General features: G+C 58.8%; 23 protein-coding genes, 2 tRNA genes and 1 pseudogene. 10 read left to right on the forward strand and 16 right to left on the reverse strand.

All coding sequences use genetic code 11. The features are described 5' to 3' along the window. Positions 1-417, reverse strand: a pseudogene (locus HMPREF3149_RS11250) (HNH endonuclease); the annotation flags it as partial. A 75-nt stretch (positions 418-492) separates the two neighbouring features. Beyond that, positions 493-3,033: an aminopeptidase N gene (pepN, locus tag HMPREF3149_RS11255; protein ID WP_070538231.1), complete on the reverse strand. Its 2,541-nt coding sequence runs from the start codon at positions 3,031-3,033 to the stop codon at positions 493-495. A gap of 99 nt (positions 3,034-3,132) precedes the next feature. On the opposite strand from pepN, the gene HMPREF3149_RS11260 reads away from it, so the two are divergent. Continuing rightward, positions 3,133-3,747 (forward strand): mycothiol-dependent nitroreductase Rv2466c family protein, encoded by a 615-nt coding sequence (locus HMPREF3149_RS11260; RefSeq protein WP_070538234.1) that lies wholly within the window; start codon positions 3,133-3,135, stop codon positions 3,745-3,747. Here the strand turns inward: HMPREF3149_RS11260 and HMPREF3149_RS11265 are convergent. Continuing rightward, entirely contained in the window at positions 3,744-4,121 is a 378-nt protein-coding gene (locus HMPREF3149_RS11265) for a hypothetical protein (RefSeq protein ID WP_201773950.1), read from the reverse strand. The two genes, HMPREF3149_RS11260 and HMPREF3149_RS11265, sit on opposite strands and share 4 nt — an antisense overlap. Before the next feature lie 103 nt (positions 4,122-4,224). Between HMPREF3149_RS11265 and HMPREF3149_RS11270 the strand changes: the two genes are divergently transcribed. Next, on the forward strand, positions 4,225-4,698 hold the full coding sequence (locus HMPREF3149_RS11270; protein WP_010191143.1) for a ribose-5-phosphate isomerase: 474 nt from the start codon (positions 4,225-4,227) through the stop codon (positions 4,696-4,698). Here HMPREF3149_RS11270 and HMPREF3149_RS11275 read toward each other — a convergent pair. After that, positions 4,695-5,525 (reverse strand): aldo/keto reductase, encoded by an 831-nt coding sequence (locus tag HMPREF3149_RS11275; RefSeq protein ID WP_042532004.1) that lies wholly within the window; start codon positions 5,523-5,525, stop codon positions 4,695-4,697. The two genes, HMPREF3149_RS11270 and HMPREF3149_RS11275, sit on opposite strands and share 4 nt — an antisense overlap. 261 nt (positions 5,526-5,786) lie before the next feature. Here HMPREF3149_RS11275 and HMPREF3149_RS13470 point away from each other — a divergent pair, with 261 nt between their 5' ends. Further along, positions 5,787-6,368: a hypothetical protein gene (locus HMPREF3149_RS13470; RefSeq protein ID WP_141741524.1), complete on the forward strand. Its 582-nt coding sequence runs from the start codon at positions 5,787-5,789 to the stop codon at positions 6,366-6,368. Positions 6,369-6,685: 317 nt separating this feature from the next. Here HMPREF3149_RS13470 and HMPREF3149_RS11280 read toward each other — a convergent pair. Continuing rightward, positions 6,686-6,760 (reverse strand) — tRNA-Gly (locus tag HMPREF3149_RS11280). 156 nt (positions 6,761-6,916) lie between these two features. Between HMPREF3149_RS11280 and HMPREF3149_RS11285 the strand changes: the two genes are divergently transcribed. The 3 genes from HMPREF3149_RS11285 (at position 6,917) to tig (ending at position 9,382) form a co-directional block, all read left to right on the forward strand. Next, positions 6,917-7,738 (forward strand): hypothetical protein, encoded by an 822-nt coding sequence (locus HMPREF3149_RS11285; RefSeq protein WP_070538236.1) that lies wholly within the window; start codon positions 6,917-6,919, stop codon positions 7,736-7,738. A gap of 137 nt (positions 7,739-7,875) precedes the next feature. Then, positions 7,876-7,949, forward strand: a tRNA-Pro gene (locus tag HMPREF3149_RS11290). Between the two features lie 74 nt (positions 7,950-8,023). Further along, a complete protein-coding gene (gene tig / locus HMPREF3149_RS11295) occupies positions 8,024-9,382 on the forward strand; it encodes a trigger factor (protein ID WP_070538238.1) in 1,359 nt (452 codons plus the stop codon). A 173-nt stretch (positions 9,383-9,555) separates the two neighbouring features. Here the strand turns inward: tig and HMPREF3149_RS11300 are convergent, their stop codons facing one another. From HMPREF3149_RS11300 to HMPREF3149_RS11320, 6 genes are all read right to left on the reverse strand, one after another. Continuing rightward, positions 9,556-10,137, reverse strand: a complete 582-nt coding sequence (locus tag HMPREF3149_RS11300; RefSeq protein ID WP_005324045.1) for an NADPH-dependent FMN reductase — start codon at positions 10,135-10,137, stop codon at positions 9,556-9,558. A gap of 39 nt (positions 10,138-10,176) precedes the next feature. Further along, positions 10,177-10,449, reverse strand: coding sequence for a hypothetical protein (locus HMPREF3149_RS13475; protein ID WP_034655492.1), 273 nt, complete (start codon positions 10,447-10,449; stop codon positions 10,177-10,179). Beyond that, entirely contained in the window at positions 10,433-11,458 is a 1,026-nt protein-coding gene (gene nrdF / locus HMPREF3149_RS11305) for a class 1b ribonucleoside-diphosphate reductase subunit beta (protein ID WP_023020918.1), read from the reverse strand. Before nrdF ends, HMPREF3149_RS13475 begins: the two co-directional genes overlap by 17 nt. Before the next feature lie 52 nt (positions 11,459-11,510). Next, on the reverse strand, positions 11,511-13,706 hold the full coding sequence (nrdE, locus tag HMPREF3149_RS11310) for a class 1b ribonucleoside-diphosphate reductase subunit alpha (protein ID WP_070538240.1): 2,196 nt from the start codon (positions 13,704-13,706) through the stop codon (positions 11,511-11,513). A 50-nt stretch (positions 13,707-13,756) separates the two neighbouring features. Next, positions 13,757-14,224 (reverse strand): class Ib ribonucleoside-diphosphate reductase assembly flavoprotein NrdI, encoded by a 468-nt coding sequence (gene nrdI / locus HMPREF3149_RS11315; protein ID WP_039676421.1) that lies wholly within the window; start codon positions 14,222-14,224, stop codon positions 13,757-13,759. A gap of 115 nt (positions 14,225-14,339) precedes the next feature. Further along, positions 14,340-15,020 (reverse strand): metal-dependent transcriptional regulator, encoded by a 681-nt coding sequence (locus HMPREF3149_RS11320; protein ID WP_042531996.1) that lies wholly within the window; start codon positions 15,018-15,020, stop codon positions 14,340-14,342. A 138-nt stretch (positions 15,021-15,158) separates the two neighbouring features. On the opposite strand from HMPREF3149_RS11320, the gene HMPREF3149_RS11325 reads away from it, so the two are divergent. Further along, the gene (locus tag HMPREF3149_RS11325) at positions 15,159-15,758 is read left to right on the forward strand and encodes an ATP-dependent Clp protease proteolytic subunit (protein WP_042531994.1); all 600 of its coding nucleotides are present in this window, start codon (positions 15,159-15,161) and stop codon (positions 15,756-15,758) included. 21 nt (positions 15,759-15,779) lie between these two features. Then, the gene (locus tag HMPREF3149_RS11330; protein WP_042531993.1) at positions 15,780-16,403 is read left to right on the forward strand and encodes an ATP-dependent Clp protease proteolytic subunit; all 624 of its coding nucleotides are present in this window, start codon (positions 15,780-15,782) and stop codon (positions 16,401-16,403) included. 64 nt (positions 16,404-16,467) lie between these two features. On the opposite strand, the gene fabG is transcribed toward HMPREF3149_RS11330, so the two are convergent. Next, entirely contained in the window at positions 16,468-17,238 is a 771-nt protein-coding gene (gene fabG / locus HMPREF3149_RS11335; protein WP_042531991.1) for a 3-oxoacyl-ACP reductase FabG, read from the reverse strand. Positions 17,239-17,280: 42 nt separating this feature from the next. Further along, positions 17,281-18,585: an MFS transporter gene (locus HMPREF3149_RS11340; RefSeq protein WP_070538242.1), complete on the reverse strand. Its 1,305-nt coding sequence runs from the start codon at positions 18,583-18,585 to the stop codon at positions 17,281-17,283. A gap of 213 nt (positions 18,586-18,798) precedes the next feature. Between HMPREF3149_RS11340 and clpX the strand changes: the two genes are divergently transcribed. Further along, complete coding sequence (gene clpX, locus HMPREF3149_RS11345; RefSeq protein WP_042531987.1) at positions 18,799-20,094, forward strand: ATP-dependent Clp protease ATP-binding subunit ClpX; 1,296 nt, start codon at positions 18,799-18,801, stop codon at positions 20,092-20,094. Positions 20,095-20,340: 246 nt separating this feature from the next. Here clpX and HMPREF3149_RS11350 read toward each other — a convergent pair whose 3' ends face one another. Next, complete coding sequence (locus tag HMPREF3149_RS11350; RefSeq protein WP_070538244.1) at positions 20,341-21,093, reverse strand: TetR/AcrR family transcriptional regulator; 753 nt, start codon at positions 21,091-21,093, stop codon at positions 20,341-20,343. Positions 21,094-21,285: 192 nt separating this feature from the next. Here HMPREF3149_RS11350 and HMPREF3149_RS11355 point away from each other — a divergent pair, with 192 nt between their 5' ends. After that, positions 21,286-22,248 carry a malate dehydrogenase gene (locus tag HMPREF3149_RS11355; protein WP_070538246.1) on the forward strand — a complete coding sequence of 321 codons (963 nt, stop codon included), beginning with the start codon at positions 21,286-21,288 and terminating at the stop codon, positions 22,246-22,248. Here the strand turns inward: HMPREF3149_RS11355 and panC are convergent. Then, a complete protein-coding gene (gene panC, locus HMPREF3149_RS11360) occupies positions 22,245-23,066 on the reverse strand; it encodes a pantoate--beta-alanine ligase (protein WP_070538248.1) in 822 nt (273 codons plus the stop codon). The two genes, HMPREF3149_RS11355 and panC, sit on opposite strands and share 4 nt — an antisense overlap. A gap of 11 nt (positions 23,067-23,077) precedes the next feature. Beyond that, positions 23,078-23,887 (reverse strand): 3-methyl-2-oxobutanoate hydroxymethyltransferase, encoded by an 810-nt coding sequence (panB, locus tag HMPREF3149_RS11365; RefSeq protein WP_070538250.1) that lies wholly within the window; start codon positions 23,885-23,887, stop codon positions 23,078-23,080. Positions 23,888-23,938: the final 51 nt, after the last annotated feature.

Consider the following 23,938-nt stretch of genomic DNA (forward strand, 5'->3'; position numbering starts at 1 on the left):
CATGGAGTTGGGTCCGGTGGAGCGGTAGGTGAACCGGACTCCGGGTTTGGCTTCGCGTTTGTTGCGTAGTTCTTTGAGTCTTTTGACCGCGATGTCGCGGATTTTGTGTGCGGGTGTGCCGGCGAGTTTGATGCGGAGGTTCCAGGCGTCGAGGTCTTTTTTGACTTTGGCGGTGTAGGACTCGATGAGTGTGAGGGTGGCAAGCCCGTGGTTGTGGGCTAGTGCGGCGGTGCGGGCTTTGCGTTGTTTGCCGCTAAAGCGGGTGGGGCCGAAGTAGGTGCGGTGCAGGTGGGCTAGTTCTGCGGCGTCAGACGCGTCGGCGCCGAGCGCGCGGAGCTCGTCGGGTGAGCTAGGTGTGTTTTCCACCAGCGCAATCCCCGAATTGCGAAGGTGGATGTAGGTCTCAATATCCCCCATGGACACAGAGACTAAAACAGCACCCGCAACCCCGCAACCGGAGGAAGAAAGTTCCTGGTTGCGGGGTGAACATGCTTAGCCGCGGTCGACGGCGCGGTTGCGCAGGGCGCGGGCGGTGCGGTCGCGTTGCTCCATCACGGCGCGGCGCAGGCCGCCCGGTAGGTCGCGGGAGAGGAACTCATCGGCGCGGTCGAGGGTCTCCTGGCTGACATCCCAGCGCGGGAACAGCCCAGTCACCGTGGTCAGGGCAATCTCGTTGGACTGTGCGGACCAGATCTTCTCCGCTACATCGAAGAATTCGGCACTCGGCAGGAGCTCGTCGGAGCCGACAAAGGTCAGGCCGGCTAGTTTCGATTCCAAGTCGCGGTTACCCAACTCACCAGCGACGATTTCGTCCCATACCGCGCGCTTGTTGTCCTCGGTGTTCACGGCTGCCAGCGCCTTGAGCGAAGCCTGGTAGCCCGTCGCGGTGTTATCGCGCTGAAGCTCCTCGGCTACAGCTGTCATGGCGGCGCCGGCGTGCTCGGGGCCGGTGGCGCTGGCAAGCGAGCCATCCGCAATCAGTGCGGTGAGCGCCTTCCAGCGCAGGCCCGCATCCGTGGAGGTCTGAAGGAGGTCCTGGAAGAAGGTGCGGGAGGCGTCGTCAAGCGCAATGCCCGCCAGTGCCTGGGTGAAGACGATGGAACGCTCCGCATCGTCAGTGTGGGCGCCTGCCAGGAGAGCGCGAGCAAGCTGCGTGTCCTCCTTGGCCCACTCCGGGTCGGCGTAGGTGGTCTGGGCCGTTGCTGCCTGGGCGAGGATGCGCTCGAGCACGGCGAGCTCGGTCTCGGCCTCCGCACCGCGCGCGACGAGCGCGACGAAATCGCGGGCGCGCATCGAACCTGCACGGGTCATCTCCCATGCCGTGGACCAGCACAAGGTGCGGGCCATGGGGTCCTCGAACTTCTCGATATTCTCCAGCAAGAACTGCAAAGAACCCGCATCCAAATCGATGAGGCAGTAGGTTAGGTCATCGTCGTTGGGAAGGACGAAGGGGACGTCGCAAAGCGCGCGGCCCACAAGCTCCGGAATCTCGGTGGAGGCGCCATCGATATCCATCTCGATGCGCTCGGTGCGCACCACCTTCTCACCCTGTAGAGCGTAGACGCCAACAGCGACGCGGTGGGTACGCAGAGTATCGCCTGACTGGGTGAGGTGGGCCTGCGTGATGGTCCCGGACTCATCCGTCTCCAACGCCACGCTGAGCGTGTTCACGCCTGAGGTCTTGAGCCACTGCTGCGCCCAGAAGGACAGGTCACGCCCAGAGGCCTCCTCCAAGTGGCGCAGCAAATCCTCAAAGGTGGCATTCGACCACTGGTGCTCCTGGAAGTGGCGGCGAACCCCGGCGAAGAAGTTCTCGCGGCCCACATAGGCCTGCAGCTGCTTAAGTACCGACGCACCCTTGGCGTAAGTGATGCCGTCGAAGTTCTGCTCCACGGTCTCAATATCGGAGGCATCCGTGGAAATCGGGTGCGTGGTGGGCAGCTGATCCTGCTGATACGCCCAGGCTTTCTCTACGTTGGCAAAGGTCACCCACGCGGTGTCGTATTCGGTTTCCTCGGCCTGGGAGATGGCCGCGGACCACGTGGCGAAGGACTCGTTGAGCCACAGGTCATCCCACCACTGCATGGTGACCAGGTCGCCGAACCACATGTGTGCCAGCTCGTGGAGGATGGTGTCCGCGCGGCGCTCGTACTTGTAGTGCGAAGCCTTGGATGTAAACACATACTCATCGCGGATAGTCACGCAGCCGGCGTTTTCCATCGCACCCGCGTTGAACTCCGGCACGAAAATTTGGTCATACTTGCCAAAGGGGTAGGCAAATCCGAAGTTGCGGTGGTAGAAATCAAAGCCCTGCTTGGTTTCGGTGAAGATGCGCTCGGCGTCGAGGGAGTCCAACAGCGACGGGCGGCAGTAAATACCCAGCGGCACCTCCACGGATGTAGCAGGCGAACCCTCTGGGTGCTCCGCCAGCGTGCCGGTCCACGTGTCCGTCACGCCGACGTAGGGGCCCGCGCACAGTGCAATCAGGTAGGTAGAAAGCGGGTAGTCCACCGTAGCGCGCACGGTGTTGCCCTCACGCGTGATGGGGGAGTTGGTGATCACCGTCCAGTGCTCCGGGACGTCGAAGGACAATGAGTAGGTGGCCTTCAGATCCGGCTGGTCAAAGCAGGCAAAGACGCGCTTGGCATCGGCAGTTTCAAACTGGGTGTAAAGGTAAGTCTCACCGTCTACCGGGTCGACGAAGCGGTGCAGGCCCTCGCCGGTGCGGGAGTAGCGAATTTTCGCCACGACCTTGAGCTCATAGTCCGCGACCTGCAAGCCCGATAGCGGGACACCGTAGGTCGGGTCATAAGCGTTGGTGGGCAGGGGAGCGCCATTGAGGCGGACCTCGAGAAGCTCATCGCCGCGCAGGTCAATGAACGTTGAGCCGGCTTCCTTCACTCGGAACTTCACCACGGTCGTGGAGGTGAAAAACTCTTCCCCGGTGAGGTCGAGTGCGACGTCGTAGTGGCTTACCTCCAGCATGGCCGAGCGCTGCTGGGCTTCCTCGCGGGTGAGGTTAATCGAGGTCATGAAGGTTACTCCCCTTTGTCGATGGTTAAGTCTCTGCACCAGCGTAGTCACGCGCCTAGAGTGGGGTGCCACAGACCGCACAAGCAAAGGAGAATTATTGTGGCTCAATCCGTAACGTTCTGGTTCGACTGCTCCTGTCCCTTCGCGTGGCTGACCTCGCGTTGGATTAAGGAAGTGGAGAAAGTTCGCGATATTGAGGTGACCTTCGAGCCGATGTCCTTGTCTGTGCTCAACAAGGGCCGTGACCTCGATCCGGAGTACATGAAGATGATGGAGGCGAACTGGGGCCCGGCGCGCGTGGCGGCCAAGATTGCCATGGAAGCCCCAGAGAAGATCGATGCCTTCTACACCGCGATGGGCACCCGTATCCACACCGAAGGCCAGGGTGGCAAGAAGGGTTACGGTGCCTACGACTCCATCATTGAGCAGGCGCTTTCCGACGCCTCCCTCCCCGCCGCCTTCGCCTCCGTGGCCAACACAGAAGAGATGGATGAGAAGCTTAGCGAGTTCCACAACCGTGGTATCTCCGAGGTCGGCGATGAAGTGGGTACCCCAGTGGTGAAGTTCGGTGACACCGCTTTCTTCGGCCCAGTCATCACCCGTGTTCCCACCGGCGAGGAAGCCGGCGAGCTTTTCGACGCCTCCGTGCGCCTCGCCCAGTTCCCGTACTTCTTCGAGCTCAAGCGCTCCCGCACCGAAGCTCCGCAGGTTTAACGTGTGCGGTTGCGCATTGCCGCCGCGATGACGCAGCCGAGGACGATGGGGGTGAGCACGAAAGCAGGAAGTCCCGCGATGTTAATGATGGGCAGATAGCTCTGCGCCTGGTATTCCTCCCACTCGGCGGCTACCCACGTAGCCCATGAAGCGCCTGCGAGGAGTGCAAGCACACCGGCGGTGATCCCAGCCGCACGGTGTGGCTTCTGGGCTATCCACCAAGCGCCCACCCCGAGGTGAGCCACGGTCATCACGACCGCCATGACCAGGGCCCGGAGGAAGCCGCGTTCCGTGAAGAAACCTGCGGCGAACAAACCGGCGCCGACAAGGATTGCGCCGACGTAAAGGACACAAACACGAGTGTTCATGGACATAGTGGGGTCCTTCCTTGGGAGTAGACGTGCCCCACCATATCAATTTTGAGTTATTGCTAAAACGGGTCGGCGGGTGTGTTCGCCGACCGGTAGGATGTGGGCCATGCGCGTTTATTTAGGAGCAGACCACGCAGGGTTCGAGACGAAGAACGTCATTGCCGAACACCTGAAGAAGCAGGGCCACGACGTCATTGACTGCGGAGCCCACGAGTATGACGCCGAGGATGACTACCCGGCATTCTGCATCGAGGCCGCCCTGCGGACCGTCAACGATCCGGGATCTCTCGGCATCGTGCTCGGCGGCTCCGGAAACGGCGAGCAGATCGCCGCGAACAAGGTGAAGGGCGCGCGCTGTGCCCTGGCCTGGTCCCCCGAGACCGCCCGTCTAGCCCGCGAGCACAATAATGCTCAGCTCATCGGCATTGGTGGCCGCATGCACTCCGAGGAGGAGGCGCTGGCGATTGTGGATGCCTTCCTGGATCAGGAGTGGTCCCGCGCCGAGCGCCACCAGCGCCGCATCGACATTCTTGCCGAGTACGAGCGCACCAACATTCCGCCGGAGCTGCCGGAGGCTTAGTAGTTCATTTCCTTGGGGTGGCTGCCGCCGCGGCCCTCTTCCCCGAGGTCGAGATCGGTGATGGCAGCCATCTCGGATTCATCAAGCTCGAAGCCGAAAACGTCGAAGTTTTGCGCAATGCGATCCGGGTTTTCGGACTTCGGGAACACGATGACGTCATTTTGCAGGTGCCAGCGGATAATCACCTGAGCGGGGGAGACGCCGTACTTCTCGGCGGGATCGGTGATTTCCGGCAGCTCAAATAGGTCGGTCTTGCCCTGGCCCAGCGGGCCCCACGCCTCGATCTTCACCTTGTGAGCGCGGAAGGCGTCGAGCTCGCGCCAACGCTGCAGGTAGGGGTGCAGCTCCACCTGGTTAACCACGGGGGTTTCATCTGTTTGGGTTTCCAGCTTTTCTAGGTGCTCAAGTTCGAAGTTGGAAACACCAATGGACTTAGTCTTGCCAGCCTTCTTCAACTCGATGAGCTGCTTCCACGCCTCCACGTAGGTGTCATTTTCTGGGCACGGCCAGTGGATGAGGTAGAGATCCACGTAGTCGAGGCCGAGCTTCTCTAGAGATTCGTCGAGGGCTGCTGCCGCATCGGTCTGGCGGTCATTCCATAGCTTCGTGGTGATGAACAGCTCCTCGCGCGGGATGCCGGAGTTGGCAATCGCGCGGCCTACACCTTCCTCGTTGCCGTAGATGGCGGCGGTATCGATGTGCCGGTAGCCCACCTTCAGTGCCTCCGCAACCAGCTCTTCGGTCTTCTCGGGGTCAACCTTGAAGACACCGTAGCCGAGCTGGGGGATAGCGTTGCCGTCGTTGAGTTCGATATTGGGTACAGTCATGCGGCCCACTCTACGCAGGGCTTGGTCATCCGTGCAGAAGTAGAGAATCAGAGGTAATAGGCAAAAGTGTGTCTAATTCGCAGGACGGGACCCGATAGATACTGGAAGGGTGGTGGGCTTTGTGATGCGCACCACCTATATAGGGGTGCGCATCAATATTTTTTAATGTTTTGCAGTGAGAGCTAGATCGCCCGGCTACTATTGCAAATTAGTATCAAGTAAACGTTGCTTGATGCGTTCGACGATAAGGAGAGAACTATCTTGAGGTCTAAAGCGTTAACGGTCGCACTTTTGTCGGCGGTGACTTTTTCTGTAAGTGCTATCTGTGCTGCCGAATTTCCTGCCTTGGCGTCAGCGGGTGATGTAGCTTCCGTAACTCCCGAAAGCTATCGTTATGTCCCAAAGGGGGAGCAAAGCGGCACTGATGGACGGTATGCGGAAGTGCCTTCCGGTGACAGTTTTGGAAATTACAGCGCGTTAGGGGAGACGCCGGGCCCTGGGGGCATTGTGGGTTCCCGGGCATTTATCTACGTCAACGGAACCGGCTTACATGCAAATTACGCGCAGGTAGGGTGGCGTGGCTATTTTGATCCAAAATCTCCTTGGCCCCCGAACGTCTGCAATGGTTCTTTTGACATTCAGTGGACGGATGCGCAAGGGCATCACCAAGAACGTCATGGAAACTCGCCAAACTGCACCATTCCCCCACAGTTTAATATTCCGGGCCACTATATTTCGTTCGATTTGAACAATGACACCTTTAAGGCGAACACGGATGTTTGTGGTAGGTACACCATAAACGGGGAAACTTCTCCCTGGGCGTGTATTGAGATGAAACCATAGGAGGGAAAATGAGCTTCGGCATAATTGAGCTATTGCCACTAATTATTCTATTGGTAATAGTAGGAATCGTGTTCTTTTTCTTTCAACGCCGTAAAGGGGGCAAGAACTAGAAGCGTAGCTTCGGCTCCCTTTTTTGAGAAGCGTTGGGGAGTTTCTTCGTTTTAGCACCACCTCCATTGACACACCGGATGGAGTAAATTCACACCACGCGGTCATCCAGACGGGCGACCAGTCGCATGCGAATGAAATCGATTAAAGCCGCACCGGCTACCTAGACTAGGTGATCGGTGCGGCTTTTTCTTGGAGGGAATGACACTTGGAGGGAATGACGGGAATCGAACCCGCGTCTTCAGCTTGGAAGGCTGAGGTATTAGCCACTATACGACATTCCCACAACCCCGAAACCTCTGCGCGCTAGGCGCATGAATCGGCGTGCGGTCTACTTTAGCGCACACCCGCCAGTATGCGAAAACGGGAACTAGAGCTGGGGCTGAGACGTTAACGTGGGTGAGACTACAACTCTATTTTGTGATGGAAGTGATGCACACGTGAGCCCCTTGTTGCTCCTCATCATCGTCGTCGGTGGCGGTGCCTGGTTCCTGTCCTCGCGAAACGGAAAGAAACAGCAGGAGCTGCGAGAATCCCAGCGCTTTGAGGACGCGATAGCCGATGCGCGCCGCTGGACTGAGCGCCTCGGCGGCCAGGTGATGAACGTAAGCGGAACGGATACCGCTTCTCAGCAAGCTATGGCGGATGCATCGGAGCGCTTTACTGCCGCAAACTCCGCGATTTCTCAGGCCACTACCGCAAAACAGGCGCATCTGGCACGCGAATCCGCGCTGGAAGGCCTGTACTATGTGGCGGCCGCGCGCGAAATCATGGGCATGGATCCGGGCCCCGAGCTGCCACCGCTGGAAGGCCAGCGCCAGGCAGGCAAGGTGACGGAGACTCGGACGGTGGAGGCAAATGGGGAGACGCTGACGGCGTCGCCAAGCGCATCGGCGCAGACTCCGAACTACTACCCAGGCGGTGTCGTAGCGGGACGCCCGGTTCCGGCCGGCTGGTACTCGCGCCCGTGGTGGGCTGACGCGCTGACCACCGGCGTGTGGATGGTGGGCTACTCCATGATGTTCAACGCCATGTTCGCCGGCATGGCCGGCGTGGGTTACTCCGCAGCGGCGGCCGAAAGTGGCGACTGGGGTGGCGACATGGGGGATGCTGGCGGCGACATGGGGGATGTTGGCGGCGACATGGCCGATGCCGGCGGCGACATGGGGGATGCCGGCGGCGACGACGGTGGTCTCTTTGATGGCCTCTTTGGCGGCGATGGGGGAGATGGTGGCATGTTTGATTTCGACTTCGACTTCTAACATGAAAGTGCCCTCTGAACTGGTGGAATGCAGTTAAATTGGGGCCGGTGTTGGGATAGTAAAGCGCCTATCGGTACACTAGCCCCAGTATGAAGCGCAGCTGCGTGCGGAACTTTCGGACGCAGAGGCTTTCCATACGGGGCGTGGCGCAGCTTGGTAGCGCACCTGCTTTGGGAGCAGGGGGTCGCAGGTTCAAATCCTGTCGCCCCGACGTATGGGGGCCTGGACATACATCCAGGCCCCTTAATTACATTTTTAGACGATTCACAATCAGGAGAGTTTCTCGTGAAGACCACCGTAGACAAGCTGAGCGATACCCGCGTCAAGCTCACCGTCAACGTTCCGTTCGCTGAGCTGGACAAGGAAATTGCACAGGCCTACGCGGCGATCGCGCAGCAGGTTTCCATCCCTGGTTTCCGTAAGGGCAAGGCGCCGCGCCAGCTTATCGACGCCCGCTTCGGCCGCGGCCCCATCCTCGAGCAGGTTGTCAACGACATGCTGCCCTCCCGCTACGAGCAGGCCGTTGAGGAAAATGACCTCAAGGTTATCGGTCAGCCGGAAATTGACATCGCCAAGCTGGAGGACAACGACTTCGTCGAGTTCACCGCTGAGGTAGACGTTCGTCCGGAGTTTGAGGTTCCGGACTTCTCCAAGATTGCTGTAAAGGTTCCGGCCCTCGAGATCTCCGATGAGGACGTCGACAAGGCGCTCGAGGATCTTGCTGAGCGCTTCGGTGAGCTCAAGGACACCAAGCGCAAGATGAAGACCGGTGACTTCGCTGTCATCGACATCACCACCGAGGTTGACGGCACCAAGCTGGAGGAAGCATCCCACGAGGGCATGACCTACCGCATCGGTGATGACAACCTCATCAAGGGCCTCGACACCGCTCTGCGCGGCATGAAGACCGATGAGGACAACGAGTTCACCACCACCATCCAGTCCGGTGAGCACGAGGGCGACGAGGCCACCGTCAAGGTCCACGTCCAGCAGACCAAGGAGCGCAAGCTGCCGGAGCTCGATGACGAGTTCGCTCAGATGGCGTCCGAGTTCGACACCATGGACGAGCTGCGTGAGAACACCAAGACTCGCGTCGAGGAGACCAAGAAGTCCGAGCAGGCTGCCAACATCCGCGATGAGGTTCTGAAGGCCGCTCTCGACGAGGTGTCCTTCGAGCTGCCGAGCTCTATCGTTGATGAGCAGGTCCACGCCCAGCTGCACCAGGTCATGGGCCAGATGGCGCACGACGAGAAGGCTCTGGCACAGCTGCTCGAGGCACAGGGCACCACCCGTGAGGAGTTTGACGCTGAGGCCCGCAAGTCCGCTGAAGAGTCCGTGCGTACTCAGCTCTTCCTCGACTCCCTGGCTGAGGTTGAGGAGCCGGAGGTGTCCCAGCAGGAGCTGACCGACCACATCCTGTTCACCGCCCAGTCCTACGGCATGGACCCGAACCAGTTCATCCAGCAGCTGCAGTCCAGCAACCAGCTGGGCAACCTGTTCTCTGACGTTCGCCGCGGCAAGGCCCTGGCTATGGCCATCTGCCGTGCCGAGGTCACCGATGAAGAGGGCAACAAGGTTGACGTTGACCAGTACTTCGGTGAAATCGAAGAAGAGGACGCTGCAGAAGCTTCCGAGGAGAAGTAATCTCCCGCTTGTAACGCGCTGCTGCCACATGTGTGGTGGCGAGCGCGCATGAAACCCCGGATTCAGGTAACTCAAGGATGAGCCTGAATCCGGGGTTTGTGTCATTGTGAACGCCCTCTAGGAGTCTTTGAGTACTTCGTAGAGGGCGTGATGTGTGTTGGCTGGGGATACCGCTAGCCGTTCTTGGCTCTAAAGGCCTCGTCGGTCAACTGCAGGAAGCGCATAACGTAATCCTTGACAAAGTCTGCGGTACGTTGATTGAGATGTCCGGACTCTTCGAAAAGGGTGGGGGATTGGCCCAGAAATACTTCGGGCTGACCAGGGAGCGGCATATCGAAGTAGGACAGGGCGAGGCGAAGGTTCTTCTGTGAACTGTAGCCGCCCATGCGGCCTACAGAGTGGCTAATGATACCTGCGGGAAGGTTCTTCCACGCCACATCTGAGTTGGGCTTAGAGCCGATGTCCACTGCGTTTTTGAGACAGGCAGGGATAGTGCGGTTGTTCTCTGGCGTAATGAAGAGGATCCCGCTCGAGTTCTTGATGGTCTCGCGAAAGGTGGTGTACTCAGCCGGAGTGGGCTTGTCCGTGACGGCGGGGTCATCGTAGTCGAAGTCATAGAGCGGCAAGTCACGGATTTCCACGATGTTTGCCTCGTAGCCTTCAGGGATCATCGTGAGCACCTCGTGTGCAATCTTGCGTGCAAATGACTCTCGGCGCAGGCTGCCGACGATAACGCTGATACGTGGGGTGGTCATGGTAAACCTTCTTTCTTAGTTGGGTGTAGGGAGACGTGGTCAAGGGAGAAAAGGCTTGCAGCCAAAGGCCGGTGGTGGGCCGGCAGCGTGGGCGGCGGTGAGGAAGCCATCTACTTTGTCTCCTTCTTCATGGCGGAAGTACAGTTCGATGAGTCCTAGAAGCCCCCCGAGGACGGCCTCTCGTGCGGCGGATGTATTCAACAGCCGCATGGCTGCGGGTTGGTTTCCTTCGCGGATGGCTTCAAAAAGCGCGATGGTCTCAAGCCAGCTTCCTTGGTCTGGTCGCGGAAAAGGTTTAGAAATCCCAGTCATCATCACTCGTTTCTTCAGCAGTACCAATGACATAGGAGGAACCAGATCCGGAGAAGAAGTCATGGTTCTCATCTGCTCCGGGGGCTAGGGCCGCGAGGATTTCTGGGTTCACTTCCGTTTCTTCGGGCGGGAAATAATCCGGGTAGCCCAAATTCATGAGTGCCTTATTGGCGTTATAGCGAACGAACACGGCTACATCATCCATGAGTCCCAAAGGCTCATATAGCTCGCCGGAATAGTCCAGCTCTAGTGCATAAAGCTCTTCGAGCAAAGAAATGGTGAAATCATGCATCTCCTTCTGCCGTAGCGGGGTCGTGGATTCCAGACCGCGCTGATATTTGTAACCCGAGTAGTAGCCGTGCACTGCCTTGTCACGCAGAATGAGGCGAATCATGTCTGCCGTATTTGTCAGGGTGGCGTGGACAGAAAAGTGCAAGGGAAGATAGAAACCCGCGTAGAGAAGCAGCGAGGAAAGCAGCGTCGATGACACCTTGCGTTTGAGTGGATCCGGCCCAAAATAGTGCGCGAGAACTTTCTTGGCGCGTGCCTGGAGAAGGTCGTTATTCACCGCCCAGCGGTATGCTTCATCAATTTCCTTTGTACTGCTCAGGGTAGAAAACACTGAAGAGTATGAACGGGCATGGACTGACTGCATGAAGGCGATATTGGTATACACGGCCTCCTCGTGTTCGGTGCGGGCATCTTGAATCTGACAGATTTCACCCACGGTGGCCTGGACAGTATCCAGGGTGGTGAGTCCCGTGAACACCCGCATGGTGAGGTTGCGTTCCTCGGGTGTCATCTTCTGCCACGCCGGGAGATCATTAGAAAGCGGGACCTTCTCTGGCAACCAAAAGTTGGCGGTGAGACGGTTCCACACTTCAAGATCCTTGTCATCGCTCACGCGGTTCCAATTGATGGCGCGGATGCGGGCTGAAGGATCATGCCGGTAGCTCGGCGGAGTAACTGAAATGCTAGTTAGTTCAGCACTATTCGATGTTGAAGACATAGCTTCTTTCTTTCTGAGTGAATGGTTGTGGACAAGGGGGAGGACCGTGCTCCTACAAAGCACAGGAGACGCAGCCTTCGACCTCGGTTCCTTCGAGCGCGGATTGGCGTAAACGGATGTAGTAGAGGGTCTTGATTCCGGCTTTCCAGGCATAGATTTGTGCCTTGTTGATGTCCCGCGTGGTGGTATCAGCGGTAAAGAACAAGGTCAGGGAAAGCCCTTGGTCCACGTGTTGGGTGGCCATGGCGTAGGTGTCGATGATTTTTTCGTATCCCACGGCGTAGGAGTCATCGAAATACTCCAGGTTGTCGTTGGTCATTTCCGGCGCGGGGTAGTACACGCGCCCCAAGCGGCCCTCCTTGCGTATTTCAATTTTGGAGGCAATTGGGTGGATGGACGCGGTGGAGTCATTGATGTAGGAAATTGATCCAGTGGGTGGAACTGCCTGCAAGTAGGCGTTGTAGATGCCGTCGCGCATCACTTGATTCTTGAGCCGTAGCCAATCCTCGCGTTGAGGAATCTGCACGCCTGCTTCATGGAAGAGCTGTTTTACGTGTTCAGTGGCTGGCGCCCAGTCTTGGTCGATGTATTTGTCAAAGTAGGCGCCAGTGGCATAGGTGGATTCTTCAAAGCCTGTGAATCGTTGACCTTTTTCAACCGCGAGTGCATGGGATGCGCGGAGCGCATGGTAGGTCACCGTGAGGAAATAGATATTTGTAAAGTCCAGTGCCTCGGCGCAGCCATAAGGAATACGCTGTGAAGCAAGAAAGCCGTGGAGATTCATTTGGCCCAGACCAATGGCATGCATGGAAGCATTTCCGTGAGCGATGGAGGGAACAGCTTCGATATTCGTCAGGTCTGACACCTTCGTGAGGGCACGCACTGCGGTTTCGACGGTCTCCCCGAAGTCCGGCGATTCAAAAGCCTTCGCAATGTTAAGCGAACCTAGATTGCAGGAAATATCCTGGCCAACGGTGGTGTAGTCACCCGAAGCTCCGTAGGTCGATGGCGTGTTGACCTGGAGGATTTCGCTACACAGGTTGGACATATTGATATGTCCTTTGAGGGGATTAGCGCGGTTGACCGTATCTTCAAAGAGGATGTAGGGGTATCCGGATTCAAACTGAAGCTCAGCCAGCGTGGTAAAAAACTCGCGGGCCTTAATGGTCGTGTGAGAGATTCGCGGATTGGCAACCAGCTCGTCGTAGTACTCGGTGATGGACATGTCAGACATGGCTACGCCGTACTCGCGAGCGATGTCATACGGGCTAAAAAGATGCATATCCTTGTTTTCTTTGGCCAGCCGGAAGGTTATATCTGGAATAACAACCCCCAGCGAAAGAGTCTTGATGCGGACTTTCTCATCGGCATTTTCCCGCTTAGTATCCAGGAAGCGAAGAACATCTGGATGGTGCGCATGCAGGTAGACGGCTCCAGCGCCCTGCCGGGCGCCCAATTGGTTGGCATAGCTGAAGCTATCTTCGAGAATCTTCATGACTGGGACTACGCCGGAAGCCTGGTTCTCAATCTTTTTGATCGGGGCTCCGGATTCGCGCAGATTGCTCAGCAACAGGGCCACTCCACCACCGCGCTTTGATAGTTGCAGTGCAGAGTTCACGCAGCGGCCAATGCTCTCCAAATTGTCTTCGATTCGCAGGAGGAAGCAGGAGACCATTTCGCCGCGCTGGGCTTTGCCTGCGTTGAGAAAAGTAGGGGTGGCGGGCTGGAAGCGTCCGGTCATGATGTCATCCACCAGCTTTTCTGCGAGCTCTTCGTCGCCCTGTGCAAGGTATAAAGCTGTGGTGGCGACGCGTTCTTCGTAGCCTTCTAGGAATCGGGAGCCATCAAAGGTTTTCAGTGCATATGAAGTGAAGAACTTAAATGCGCCGAGGAAGGTGCGGAACTGGTGCTTAGCTCGATGAGCTCTGTCATACATGGCGCACAGAAAGGCGTCATCATAAGGCTCAAGGAAATCCCGCTCGTAGTACTCATTATCAACCAACCATTCCAAGCGTTGCTTGGTGGAATCGAACTGATGCATGCGGGGAGCGACATGGTGCGTGACATAGTCTTGTGCTGCCTGAATGTCCTTGTCAAACTGGATTTTTCCAGAAGCGTCGAACAAGTTCAGCTGCGCGTTGAGTGCGTGGTAGCTCTTGCGCTTGCCGACACCGCCGGCATTGTCTGCTGAAGCGGTGCGGGGCGTAGCGCCATTAGTCTGTGTGGGGGTGGCATCGAGAGGCCACATTGTGTTTTCCAATCTGTGTGATGCGGATGTGTTCTTCATCTTGTGGGGGATTAATGGGGTGTCATCGTTAGCTGCTTTTGCTGCTCCCAAAACTTTTGAAGGCCCTGCTTTACGGCGGCAATGTCTCTCTGGGTGCCGAGAAGCTCGAAGTGATACAGCTCCGGTACGTGGCACTTGGCGGAAATGATGCGTCCGGCGACGCAGTAAGCACTTCCGAAGTTGGTATTCCCTGAGGTAATAACGCCCCGGATAAAGGAGCGGTTGATTGGGTCATTGAGGAAGTCGATGACCTGTTTGGGGACTGCGCGTTTGAGCGAGCCGCCGCCGTAGGTGGGAACGATGAGTACGTACGGGTGTGATACCTGGATCATCCCGGTTTTCTTGGGGCGCAGTGGAATGCGCACCGCGGGTCTATCTAAGCGTTCGACGAATCTTTTCGTGTTTTCTGAAACGCTGGAAAAGTACACCAAATCTGGTGAGTCTGACATGGCAATCCTGCTCATCCTGGCCTTAGCCATAAGTGGGATAGGTGATATTCGAAAAGACTAACTACGCAATGCCGTAGTTGCAACTACGGTCTAACGTAGTTTTGAAAAGGGCAGGTGAGAGCAGGATTAATGCAAAGGGGAAGGTCTAAAGGTTGTGGTGTGCTACAAACACTGCGTCGGTAGCTGGGCGTCCAAGTACTACCCACTGAGTGCTGCCGGCCACCTGTATTTCGAGAGAATCTGAAAAGGGCGCTCCCTCGCGCGTGCTAAGAACAGCCCCAGTGACAATGCCGCGCTCTTCAAGGAACTTCAGCAGTTGTGGGTCGGAATCAGAAATGCGTTCCACGGTCACCTGCGATTGTGCACCGCTGTCGGTGAGGCGATGCGCACTGGGGATTGTGATCTGTCCGTCAACCGTAGGGATAGGATCGCCGTGCGGATCCCTAGTGGGGTAATCAAGGAACTTATCCACACGTTCTATGAGCATGTCAGACACCGCGTGTTCGAGATTTTCGGCTTCATCATGGACTTCGTCCCAGGTGTAGCCCAATGCTTGAACCAAAAAAGACTCAAGCAATCGGTGACGGCGCACCATGACCAATGCGTACTGCCTGCCAAGTTCGGTTAACTCCACAGAGCCATAGGGCGTGTGTGACACGAGCCCTTGCTTCGCCATTTTGCGCACTGCATCGGAAACCGAGGAGAGCTTGAGTCCCAGCTGTTTCGCTATAAGTGTGGCGGTAACGGGCTCGGATGACCATTCCTTTAGCCCCCAGATAGCTTTCAAATAGTTCTGGGTACTGGTGGACAGCTCAGAAACAGACATGAGTAAATGTTAACCCAGCTTCCGTATGTGCCTTTGGCGCTGTGCCCCAACGCTCATAGCGAACAGAGGCCAAGTTTGAGAGGAATGCCGGTAAGGTGGGGCCAGTTAAAGCATTCTTCACTTGAAGGAGAACCACTAATGTCTGAGAAGATTTCAATGAACTCGTCGTCTACGGGTATGAATCTGAGCGATAGCGTGTACGAGCGGCTGTTGCGCGAGCGCATTATCTTCCTGGGAACCCAGGTCGATGATGAGATTGCGAACAAGCTTTGCGCCCAGATCCTCCTGCTGTCTGCCGAGGACCCCACTCGCGACATTTCGCTTTATATCAATTCGCCGGGTGGCTCTGTCACTGCGGGCATGGCCATCTACGACACGATGAAGTACTCGCCGTGCGATGTGGCTACGTATGGCATGGGCCTGGCTGCCTCCATGGGTCAGTTCCTTCTCTCCGGCGGCACCAAGGGCAAGCGCTACGCTCTGCCGCACGCGCGCATCATGATGCACCAGCCTTCCGCTGGTGTCGGTGGTACCGCAGCTGACATCGCCATCCAGGCTGAGCAGTTCGCGCAGACCAAGCGTGAGATGGCTGAGCTCATCGCTGAGCACACCGGCCAGACCTTCGAGCAGATCACCAAGGACTCTGACCGTGACCGCTGGTTCACCGCCCAGCAGGCCAAGGAGTATGGAATCGTCGACCACGTCATCGAGTCCGTCAACGGTCCTATCAGCAACTAGGGAACAAGGAGCCTTATTACAATGTCTAACCTTCAGATGCCTTCTTCCCGCTACGTTCTGCCGGAGTTTATTGAGCAGAACGCGCAGGGATCCAAGACCACCAACCCGTACTCCAAGTTGTTTGAGGAGCGCATCATCTTCCTGGGCACCCAGGTTGATGACACCTCCGCCAACGACATCATGGCGCAGCTGCTGGTTCTGGAGTCTCAGGACCCGGACCGCGACATCACGATGTACATCAATTCCCCGGGTGGTTCTTTCACCGCCCTCATGGCCATCTATGACACCATGCGCTACGTTCGCCCGGACGTGCAGACCGTGTGCCTGGGCCAGGCGGCCTCGGCTGCGGCAGTGTTGCTGGCCGCTGGTGCTCCGGGCAAGCGTGCTGCCCTTCCGAACTCTCGCGTGCTGATTCACCAGCCGCGCACGCAGGGCACCCAAGGCCAGGTCTCGGACCTTGAGATCGAGGCTAACGAGATCGAGCGTATGCGCCGTCTTATGGAGCAGACCTTGGCTGAGCACACCGGTAAGACCGCAGAGCAGGTCCGCCTCGATACCGACCGTGACAAGATCCTCACCGCCCAGGAGGCAGTGGAGTACGGTCTTATCGACACCGTCTTTGATTACCGCAAGCTCAACGCCTAATCCCCAGCGCTAAGCCCCGCCTTCCGGAGGATTCCGGGGGCGGGGCTTCGTCGTGCAGGGAGGCTTAGTCCTCGTAGGGCGGCAGGATAGCCTCGGGAGATTCGGGGAGGATTTGGCCGCCGTCGATGATGAGCGTTTGACCAGTGATGTAGCCGGCCTCGCGGGAGGCGAGGAAGGCCGCGGCGTTACCGATGTCGCGCGGGGAGCCCAGACGGTGCATGGGGACCGAGCGCGACATCTGGTCGAGGTAGTCCTGGCCTTGGTCCTCAAGGCCTTCGGTGAGGATATTGCCGGGTAGCACGCCGTTGATGGTGATGCCATCGCGGGCCACCTCGAGGGCGGCCGAGCGCATAAAGCCTTGCTGCGCGGCCTTTGAGGCGCCGTAGTGAGCCCAGCCAGGGTAGCCGGTGTGGGAGCCGGTAATGGAGGTCGTGATGACGATGCGCCCGTATCCGGCCTTCTTCATGTACGGCAGCGCCTCCTGTACCACGGTGAAGGTGCCGTGCGTGTTGATGGCGAACATGGCATCCCACTGTTCATCCGTCATATCCTCGAGCGGGCAGTTGGGGAAGACACCGGCGTTAGAACAGACGATGTCGATGCGGCCATAGCGCTTGACGACGTCCCGGTAGAGGGCGCGGATGGAGTCGCGCGAGGTGACGTCGGCAAGCAGGGCGTCCGCACCCAAGTCCTCAGCAGTTTTCTGTGCGGCCTCGAGGTTGAGGTCCGCGATGACAACGGTGGCGCCCGCCTCACGCAGCGCGCTGACAATCCCCCGGCCAATGCCGGCCGCGCCGCCGGTGACGATGGCTACCTGATCCTGAAGGTCAAACATGGTGCTGCTCCTATGAGGTGGGTACGGAATCTACCTCCCAGTCTAGGCAGCGACAGGCTGGGGTGCAGTTGCTGTAGCGGAGCCCGTGTAGGCGCGCACGCCGATGAGCGAGACTGCCGCGAGGAGCGCTGTGACGCCGGCCAAGGTGTACAGCCCGGTTGGGGTCCAGCCGCTTTCGAGCAGGTAGCCGGCCAGGATGGGTGCGAGGGTAGCGCCCACACGGGCGATGCCGATGGCAGCACCGGTTCCAGTGGTGCGCAGCGCCGAAGGATAAGCCTCCGGGGCGACAGTGTAGAGGCCGGAAATGCAGGCATTGAGGGTCAGGCCTACGCCCACGCCGAGGGCAAACATGAGGGAAGGAGCGGAAGAGGAATAAATGAATCCTACGAGTACACCGGAGGAGACGACGCAGAATGCGATGAGGAGGGGACGGGCGTCGATGCGCGTGGTGAAAAGGCCATAGATAACGGCGCCGATGGCACCGCCGAAGGAGAGCATGATGCCGCCCAGGATGCCCTGCTGTGCGGTGAGCCCTTCAGCCGTGAGCAGCTTCGGGGTCCACTGCGAGGTGAAATTGAACGCAAACATGATAAGACTAAACGCCAGCCACAGCTTGATGGACGTGCGGAGGAACTGCGGCGACACCAGCTCCTTGTAGGAAGTCGTGTGCTCAGCGTGCGGGCGCACGCTGACGTCGCCCCGAAGGCCGAGGGCAGCGGCGATGCTACGCACCTTGTCCATGCGGCCGCGAGCGGCGAGGAAATCCGCGGATTCCGGAACCGCAGCGATGGTGAGAACCAGCGCAAGGACAGTGAGCGCTGCACCGACCCAGAAGATGGGTTGCCAGGTGTCGAAGGAGGAGGCGATAACGCCGCAGAAAGAGGCGCCGAGGCCGTATCCGGAGGCGTAGATGGCGACGGCGAGGCCGCGGAATCGATTGTTGGAGTATTCGCTGACCAACACGGTCACGCAAACGAGTACGCCGCCGACGCCAATACCGGTGATGAGGCGGAAGAGGATGAGCAGGCCAAAGGTAGGTGCGAGAGCGGTGAGGACGAGACCTGCGAGATCAATGATGAGGGAGACGGTGATGAGCTTGGTGCGGCCAAGGCGGTCAGCAAGCGGAGCGAGAAACAGGGAGCCCAGGCCGATGCCGATGAGTGCAAAGGAGAGAAGCCAGCCCAGCGCGGAATCAGACAGCGCAAAGTCCTGCGCGACAGACCCTGCGCCGAAGGCCATCGCCACCATGTCGTAGCCGTCGAGGGCATTGAGGTAGAGCGCGATGGCAATGATGAACCATTGGAGTGCGCTCATGGGGGAGTGGTCAATAAGTTCGCGGATGTCCATGTAAAACTTTCTGGTGTTGGGGAATCCCGAAGTAAGTTAATGAACCGCTCTGTCTATGTCTATTAACTGGGGGTTTAAATTCAATGGCGCGCCGTCCCGCTGGGAATGAAGCCGGGGTCCGAGTGGTTTACTAGAGTGGAACAAAGGCTGCGGGGAGATGGAGTAAAATTGCCACCCGCACACACCCCAGAGAAAAACAGTTGAAAGGCCTTCATGGCACGTATGCAAGAAAGCGCTGACCTGCTCAAGTGTTCCTTCTGTGGAAAGAGCCAGAAGCAAGTGAAGAAGCTTATCGCCGGCGGCGGCGTCTACATTTGTGACGAATGCATCGAGCTCTGCAACGAGATTATTGAGGAGGAGCTCGGCGCAGCTCAGGCCGAGGCGGATAGTGAGAAGGAGATGCGCCTGCCGCGTCCCTCAGAAATTTCTGCCTTCTTGGACAAGTACGTCATTGGCCAGGATCAGGCCAAGCGAGTGCTGTCCGTGGCGGTGTACAACCACTACAAGCGCATCAAGGCGGAGGAAGCTGCGGGCTTGGACAGTCGCCGTAAGAAGGCACAGGATGAAGACGTCGAGATTGCCAAGTCCAACATCCTCATGCTGGGCCCGACTGGCTCCGGTAAGACCTACCTGGCGCAGACCCTGGCACGGCTTCTCGATGTCCCCTTCGCCATCGCCGATGCCACGAGCCTGACCGAGGCTGGCTATGTCGGCGAGGATGTTGAGAACATCCTCCTCAAGCTGCTCCAAGCAGCAGACTTCGACGTGGAGCGCGCCCAGCACGGCATCATTTACGTCGATGAGGTGGACAAGATTTCCCGCAAGTCGGAGAATCCATCCATCACACGCGACGTATCCGGTGAGGGCGTGCAGCAGGCGCTGCTCAAGATTCTTGAGGGCACCGTAGCGGCCATCCCGCCGCAGGGCGGCCGTAAGCATCCGAACCAGGAGTTCATTCAGCTGGATACCTCCAACATTCTGTTCATCGTTGCTGGCGCCTTCGCTGGTTTGGACAAGGTGATTTCAGAGCGCGTGGGTAAGAAGGGCGTGGGCTTTGGGGCCAAGCTGGAAACCAAGGATGAAAAGGAATCCGTGGACTTCTTCTCCCAGGTACGCCCGGAAGATTTGGTCAAGTTCGGCCTCATCCCGGAGTTCATCGGCCGCCTTCCCGTCGTGGCCACGGTGGATAACCTGGACCGCGAGTCCCTGGTCAAGGTACTCGTGGAGCCCAAGAATTCCCTGGTCAAGCAGTACCAGCGTCTGTTCAGCATGGATGGCGCGGACCTGCACTTCGAGGACGAGGCGTTGGAGGCCATCGCCGAGCTTGCACTGGAGCGCAAGACCGGTGCTCGTGGCCTGCGCGCCATCATGGAGGAGCTGCTGGTTCCGGTCATGTATGACTTGCCTGACCGCGAGGACATCTCCAGCGTTCACATCACCGAGGCTTGTGTGAAGGGCGAGGGAGAGCCGGAGTTCGTCTACTCGGATGAGGCGAAGGAATCCGCTTAGGCGCTCATCTGCCACAGGGCATCTTCTACAAGGCATCTTCAGCCGTGAAGATGCCTTTTATCCTCTCTAGAGGGCGTTTTCACGCTTGAAAGTGCCCTTTGGCGGATGCCATCTAAGCGATGCCGACTCCCTTTGCGTAAAGAGACCAGAGTAGTAGGGCTCTATGTACGCAAGGTTGGGTGGCTGCCTGGTGTTTTAGGACAAGCTGAGCACAGAGGATCTCTTTACTGTGGCCCTGATGGGGTGCTAGTCCTCATAAAGCCCGGCGGAGACGTTGAGGTTATCGTCCGCCTCGGTTGAGTAGATGTCCTGCGGGGTGGCCTCGGTACCGACTTCGGCCTCGGTCTGTGTGAGATAGGACTGGTGGCCCGAGTCGGGGATGTTGGCGGTGAGAAAGGCCAAGACAGCGTCGACCGCCATGCGGTGCATGCCCTCGGTGTTGGTGGGGCTTTGCATGTCGATGTCCAGCAGGTTGTTCATCATCGAGTGATTGGTCACACGATACATCGTCAACGCCGCAATCAACGTGAAGATGTCATTGGCGGTAATCCCCGGGCGGAAGGCACCTGAATCTTGGCCCAAGAGGAGGAGTTTGTCCAGGTGGAGGGAAATCTCGGAGACATCAATAACCGCCTGCGAGGAGTCCAGCACACTATGTGAGGACTCCATGGTCATCATTTTGATGGCTTCGGGGTTCGCTACGTGTTGGGTAAACATCCACTCCACGAGCGTGCGCACGCCTTCCACGGGGACTGCAGAATCAACGGCGAGGCTGCCCTCCGGCGGGTTGAGGCGCTTGGCGGCGGCGGCGAGGGCCTGCTGGTAGAGGCCCTTCTTGTCGCCGAAGTGGTAGTGGATCATGCGCTTGGACATGCCAGACAGCTTCGATACGGACTCTAGCTTGGTCTCGGCAAAGCCGTGCTCCGAAAACTCCGCGATCGCAACATCGATAACGCGCTCGACAGAGCCGGAGTTGACCGATGAGGTTTCAGTGGTCATGAAAGTCCCGTCCTTGTGCGCATAGGAAATGGTGGCTGGTTATGCCAGCTCCTTACCACTATGCCGAAAAACTACGTAGGCGGAGTTCAAGTACAGAGATCTTGGGTATTTCGGGGGTGAAATCACACCCCATGGCGGAGGCAGACGGGACTAGGGTGGGAAGGTGAGTACCCCGTCGAAAGGATGTCACACATGACTGCATCGCAACCCGTGAAGATCACCGTGACCGGCGCCGCCGGCAACATTGCTTACTCCCTCCTGTGGCGTATCGCCGCCGGTGATGTCTATGGCAAGGACACCCCAGTGGAGCTGGCACTGCTGGAGATCCCGCAGGCCGTCGGCGCGGCTGAGGGCGTGGCCATGGAGCTCAATGACTCTGCCTTCCCGTTGGTGCGCGGCATCACCGTTACCGATGATCCGAACGTGGCTTTCAAGGACACCAAGGCTGCCTTCCTCGTTGGCTCCCGCCCGCGCAGCAAGGGCATGGAGCGTGCTGACCTGCTGGAGGCCAACGGCGCTATCTTCACTGTGCAGGGCAAGGCACTGAATGACGTTGCCGCGCGCGACGTCCGCGTCCTCGTTGTAGGCAACCCGGCCAACACCAACGCCTACATCGCTGCCCAGAGCGCTCCGGACCTGGACCCGAGCCAGTTCACCGCACTCATGCGTCTGGACCACAACCGCACGCAGAGCCAGGTTTCCCTCAAGACCGGCACGCCCACCGCGGAGCTCACTAAGGTGGCTGTGTGGGGCAACCACTCCGCCTCCCAGTTCCCGGATCTGACCTTCTCCAACGCTGAGGTGGATGAGGACTGGTACAAGGAGGAGATGATTCCAAAGGTGGCTAAGCGTGGCGCCGAGATCATCGCAGTGCGCGGCAAGTCTTCGGCAGCTTCCGCTGCGTCTGCCGCGGTGGACCACATGCACGATTGGATCCACGGCACCGAAGATTGGCGTACGGCGGCCGTCGTCTCCGATGGCTCTTACGGCGTGGACGAGGGCCTCGTCGCCGGATTCCCCACGGTGGCTCGTGATGGCAAGTGGGAAATCGTCCAGGGGCTTGAGCTCAATGACTTCCAGAAGGAACGCATCGAGGCCTCCGTGCAGGAGCTGCGTGAGGAGCGCGAGGCTGTCGCGCACCTGCTCAAGGACTAAGCGTCTAGCACGAGATTATCGATGAGCCGCACCGGCCCCACCTGCGCTGCCACCAGCGCCAGGGCGGGCCGGTGTTGTGCATCAACCGGCTCCAGGGTGGCGGGGTCCACCACGGTGAGGTAGTCCACGGTGACGCCGGGGGAGGAGGCGAGCTGGGCGCGCGCAGCCTCCAGCGAGGTGCCATCTCGCAGCGCGAAGAGTGACTGTGACAATGCGACGGCTTGTTCGCGCTCAGTAGAGCTCAGGCGGGCATTGCGGCTGGACTCGGCCACGCCGTCTGCTGCACGGACGATCGGGGCACTGACGATGTCCACCGGAAGATCGAGATCGGAGACCACGCGGCGCAGGATCGCCACCTGCTGGGCATCCTTCTGGCCAAAGTAAGCGTGGTCAGGACACACCAGGCTCAAGAGCTTGGTAACGACTGTGGCCACGCCATCGAAGTGGCCCGGGCGCGATGTACCTTCCAGTACTGAGCCCATCTCACCCGTGCGCACCCATACGCGCGGAGTTCCGCCGGGGTACATCTCCTCCACGCTGGGGGCGAAGACGGCTGCTGCACCTAGGGAGTCAAGGAACGCGGCATCGGCGTCAAGGTCACGCGGATAGGCGTGGTAGTCCTCGCAGTCACCAAGGTCAGTGAACTGAAGGGGGTTGACAAAGACCGAGCACACAACGTGGTCATTGTCCTCTCGGGCGCGACGTACCAGGGAGCCGTGGCCCTCGTGGAGGGCGCCCATCGTCGGCACGAAGCCTACCGAGCCCGACAAGGAAGAACGGAAGGCGCGGAGTTCGGCTTTTGTACGAAGAATCTTCATGAAGATAAAGCCTAGTCCTCGAAGGATTCCTCGGAGTTAGGGAAGGAGCGGGCGCTGACATCGGCCACGTACTCCTTTGCGCCGCTGAGCAAAGCCCCGCGCAGGTCTGCATAGCGGCGCACAAAGCGCGGTGCCTTGGAACCGCCTAGGCCAAAAGCATCGGTCCACACGAGAATCTGGCCGTCAGTCTGTGCACCGGCGCCAATGCCGATGGTGGGAATGGGAAGCTCTCGAGTGACCTCTTCCGCGAGGGCGGCGGGGACCATCTCGAGAACGACGGCGAAGGCGCCGGCATCGGCAAGCGCGCGGGCATCAGCTGAAAGCTTCTCCGCGCCCGCGCCGCGGCCTTGGACCACGAAGCCGCCCAGGGCATGAACTTGCTGGGGCGTGAAGCCGATGTGGGCGCAGACGGGAATGCCGGCGTCGACAAGCGCGGCGATAATCGGGGCGCGCTCCGCACCGCCCTCCAGCTTCACTGCCTGCGCGCCCGTCTCCTTCATGATGCGCACCGCTGACTCCAAGGCTTGGGCAGGGCCGGCTTCATAGGTGCCGAAGGGCAGGTCCACCACAACGAAAGCGCGGGACGTGGCTGTGACCACTGCGCGGGCCAACGGAATGATCTCATCGAGGGTGAGCGACAGGGTGGTCTCTCGACCCAGCACAACGTTGGCCAAGGAATCTCCCACGAGCAGCAGATCCACCCCGGCTTCATCAAAGATTTCGGCGGTCATGCAGTCATAACTGGTCATGCAGGCGAAGGCCTGGGATTCCTGCTTGGCGCGGGCAAAATGACGAGTACGAAGCCGAGATATGTGAGACATGCCCTTACTCTAGCCAGGGGCAGGTGCCAGTTGACGCACAGGGTAAAGTTG

It is taken from the genome of Corynebacterium sp. HMSC05E07 (assembly GCF_001807225.1).
Taxonomy (GTDB): Bacteria; Actinomycetota; Actinomycetes; order Mycobacteriales; family Mycobacteriaceae; genus Corynebacterium; species Corynebacterium singulare.

What these genes read in the sequence shown, in the direction of transcription:
- fabG (WP_042531991.1), bottom strand. Translation starts at nt 17,238, where the DNA reads ATGTTTGACCTTCAGGATCAGGTAGCCATCGTCACCGGCGGCGCGGCC.
- panB (WP_070538250.1), bottom strand. Translation starts at nt 23,887, where the DNA reads ATGTCTCACATATCTCGGCTTCGTACTCGTCATTTTGCCCGCGCCAAG.
- HMPREF3149_RS11270 (WP_010191143.1), top strand. Translation starts at nt 4,225, where the DNA reads ATGCGCGTTTATTTAGGAGCAGACCACGCAGGGTTCGAGACGAAGAAC.
- HMPREF3149_RS11300 (WP_005324045.1), bottom strand. Translation starts at nt 10,137, where the DNA reads ATGACCACCCCACGTATCAGCGTTATCGTCGGCAGCCTGCGCCGAGAG.
- nrdE (WP_070538240.1), bottom strand. Translation starts at nt 13,706, where the DNA reads ATGTGGCCTCTCGATGCCACCCCCACACAGACTAATGGCGCTACGCCC.
- clpX (WP_042531987.1), top strand. Translation starts at nt 18,799, where the DNA reads ATGGCACGTATGCAAGAAAGCGCTGACCTGCTCAAGTGTTCCTTCTGT.
- HMPREF3149_RS11350 (WP_070538244.1), bottom strand. Translation starts at nt 21,093, where the DNA reads ATGACCACTGAAACCTCATCGGTCAACTCCGGCTCTGTCGAGCGCGTT.
- pepN (WP_070538231.1), bottom strand. Translation starts at nt 3,033, where the DNA reads ATGACCTCGATTAACCTCACCCGCGAGGAAGCCCAGCAGCGCTCGGCC.
- HMPREF3149_RS11355 (WP_070538246.1), top strand. Translation starts at nt 21,286, where the DNA reads ATGACTGCATCGCAACCCGTGAAGATCACCGTGACCGGCGCCGCCGGC.
- HMPREF3149_RS11330 (WP_042531993.1), top strand. Translation starts at nt 15,780, where the DNA reads ATGTCTAACCTTCAGATGCCTTCTTCCCGCTACGTTCTGCCGGAGTTT.
- HMPREF3149_RS13475 (WP_034655492.1), bottom strand. Translation starts at nt 10,449, where the DNA reads ATGACTGGGATTTCTAAACCTTTTCCGCGACCAGACCAAGGAAGCTGG.
- HMPREF3149_RS11325 (WP_042531994.1), top strand. Translation starts at nt 15,159, where the DNA reads ATGTCTGAGAAGATTTCAATGAACTCGTCGTCTACGGGTATGAATCTG.
- nrdF (WP_023020918.1), bottom strand. Translation starts at nt 11,458, where the DNA reads ATGTCTTCAACATCGAATAGTGCTGAACTAACTAGCATTTCAGTTACT.
- nrdI (WP_039676421.1), bottom strand. Translation starts at nt 14,224, where the DNA reads ATGGCTAAGGCCAGGATGAGCAGGATTGCCATGTCAGACTCACCAGAT.
- HMPREF3149_RS11275 (WP_042532004.1), bottom strand. Translation starts at nt 5,525, where the DNA reads ATGACTGTACCCAATATCGAACTCAACGACGGCAACGCTATCCCCCAG.
- HMPREF3149_RS11340 (WP_070538242.1), bottom strand. Translation starts at nt 18,585, where the DNA reads ATGGACATCCGCGAACTTATTGACCACTCCCCCATGAGCGCACTCCAA.
- HMPREF3149_RS11320 (WP_042531996.1), bottom strand. Translation starts at nt 15,020, where the DNA reads ATGTCTGTTTCTGAGCTGTCCACCAGTACCCAGAACTATTTGAAAGCT.
- HMPREF3149_RS11265 (WP_201773950.1), bottom strand. Translation starts at nt 4,121, where the DNA reads ATGTCCATGAACACTCGTGTTTGTGTCCTTTACGTCGGCGCAATCCTT.
- panC (WP_070538248.1), bottom strand. Translation starts at nt 23,066, where the DNA reads ATGAAGATTCTTCGTACAAAAGCCGAACTCCGCGCCTTCCGTTCTTCC.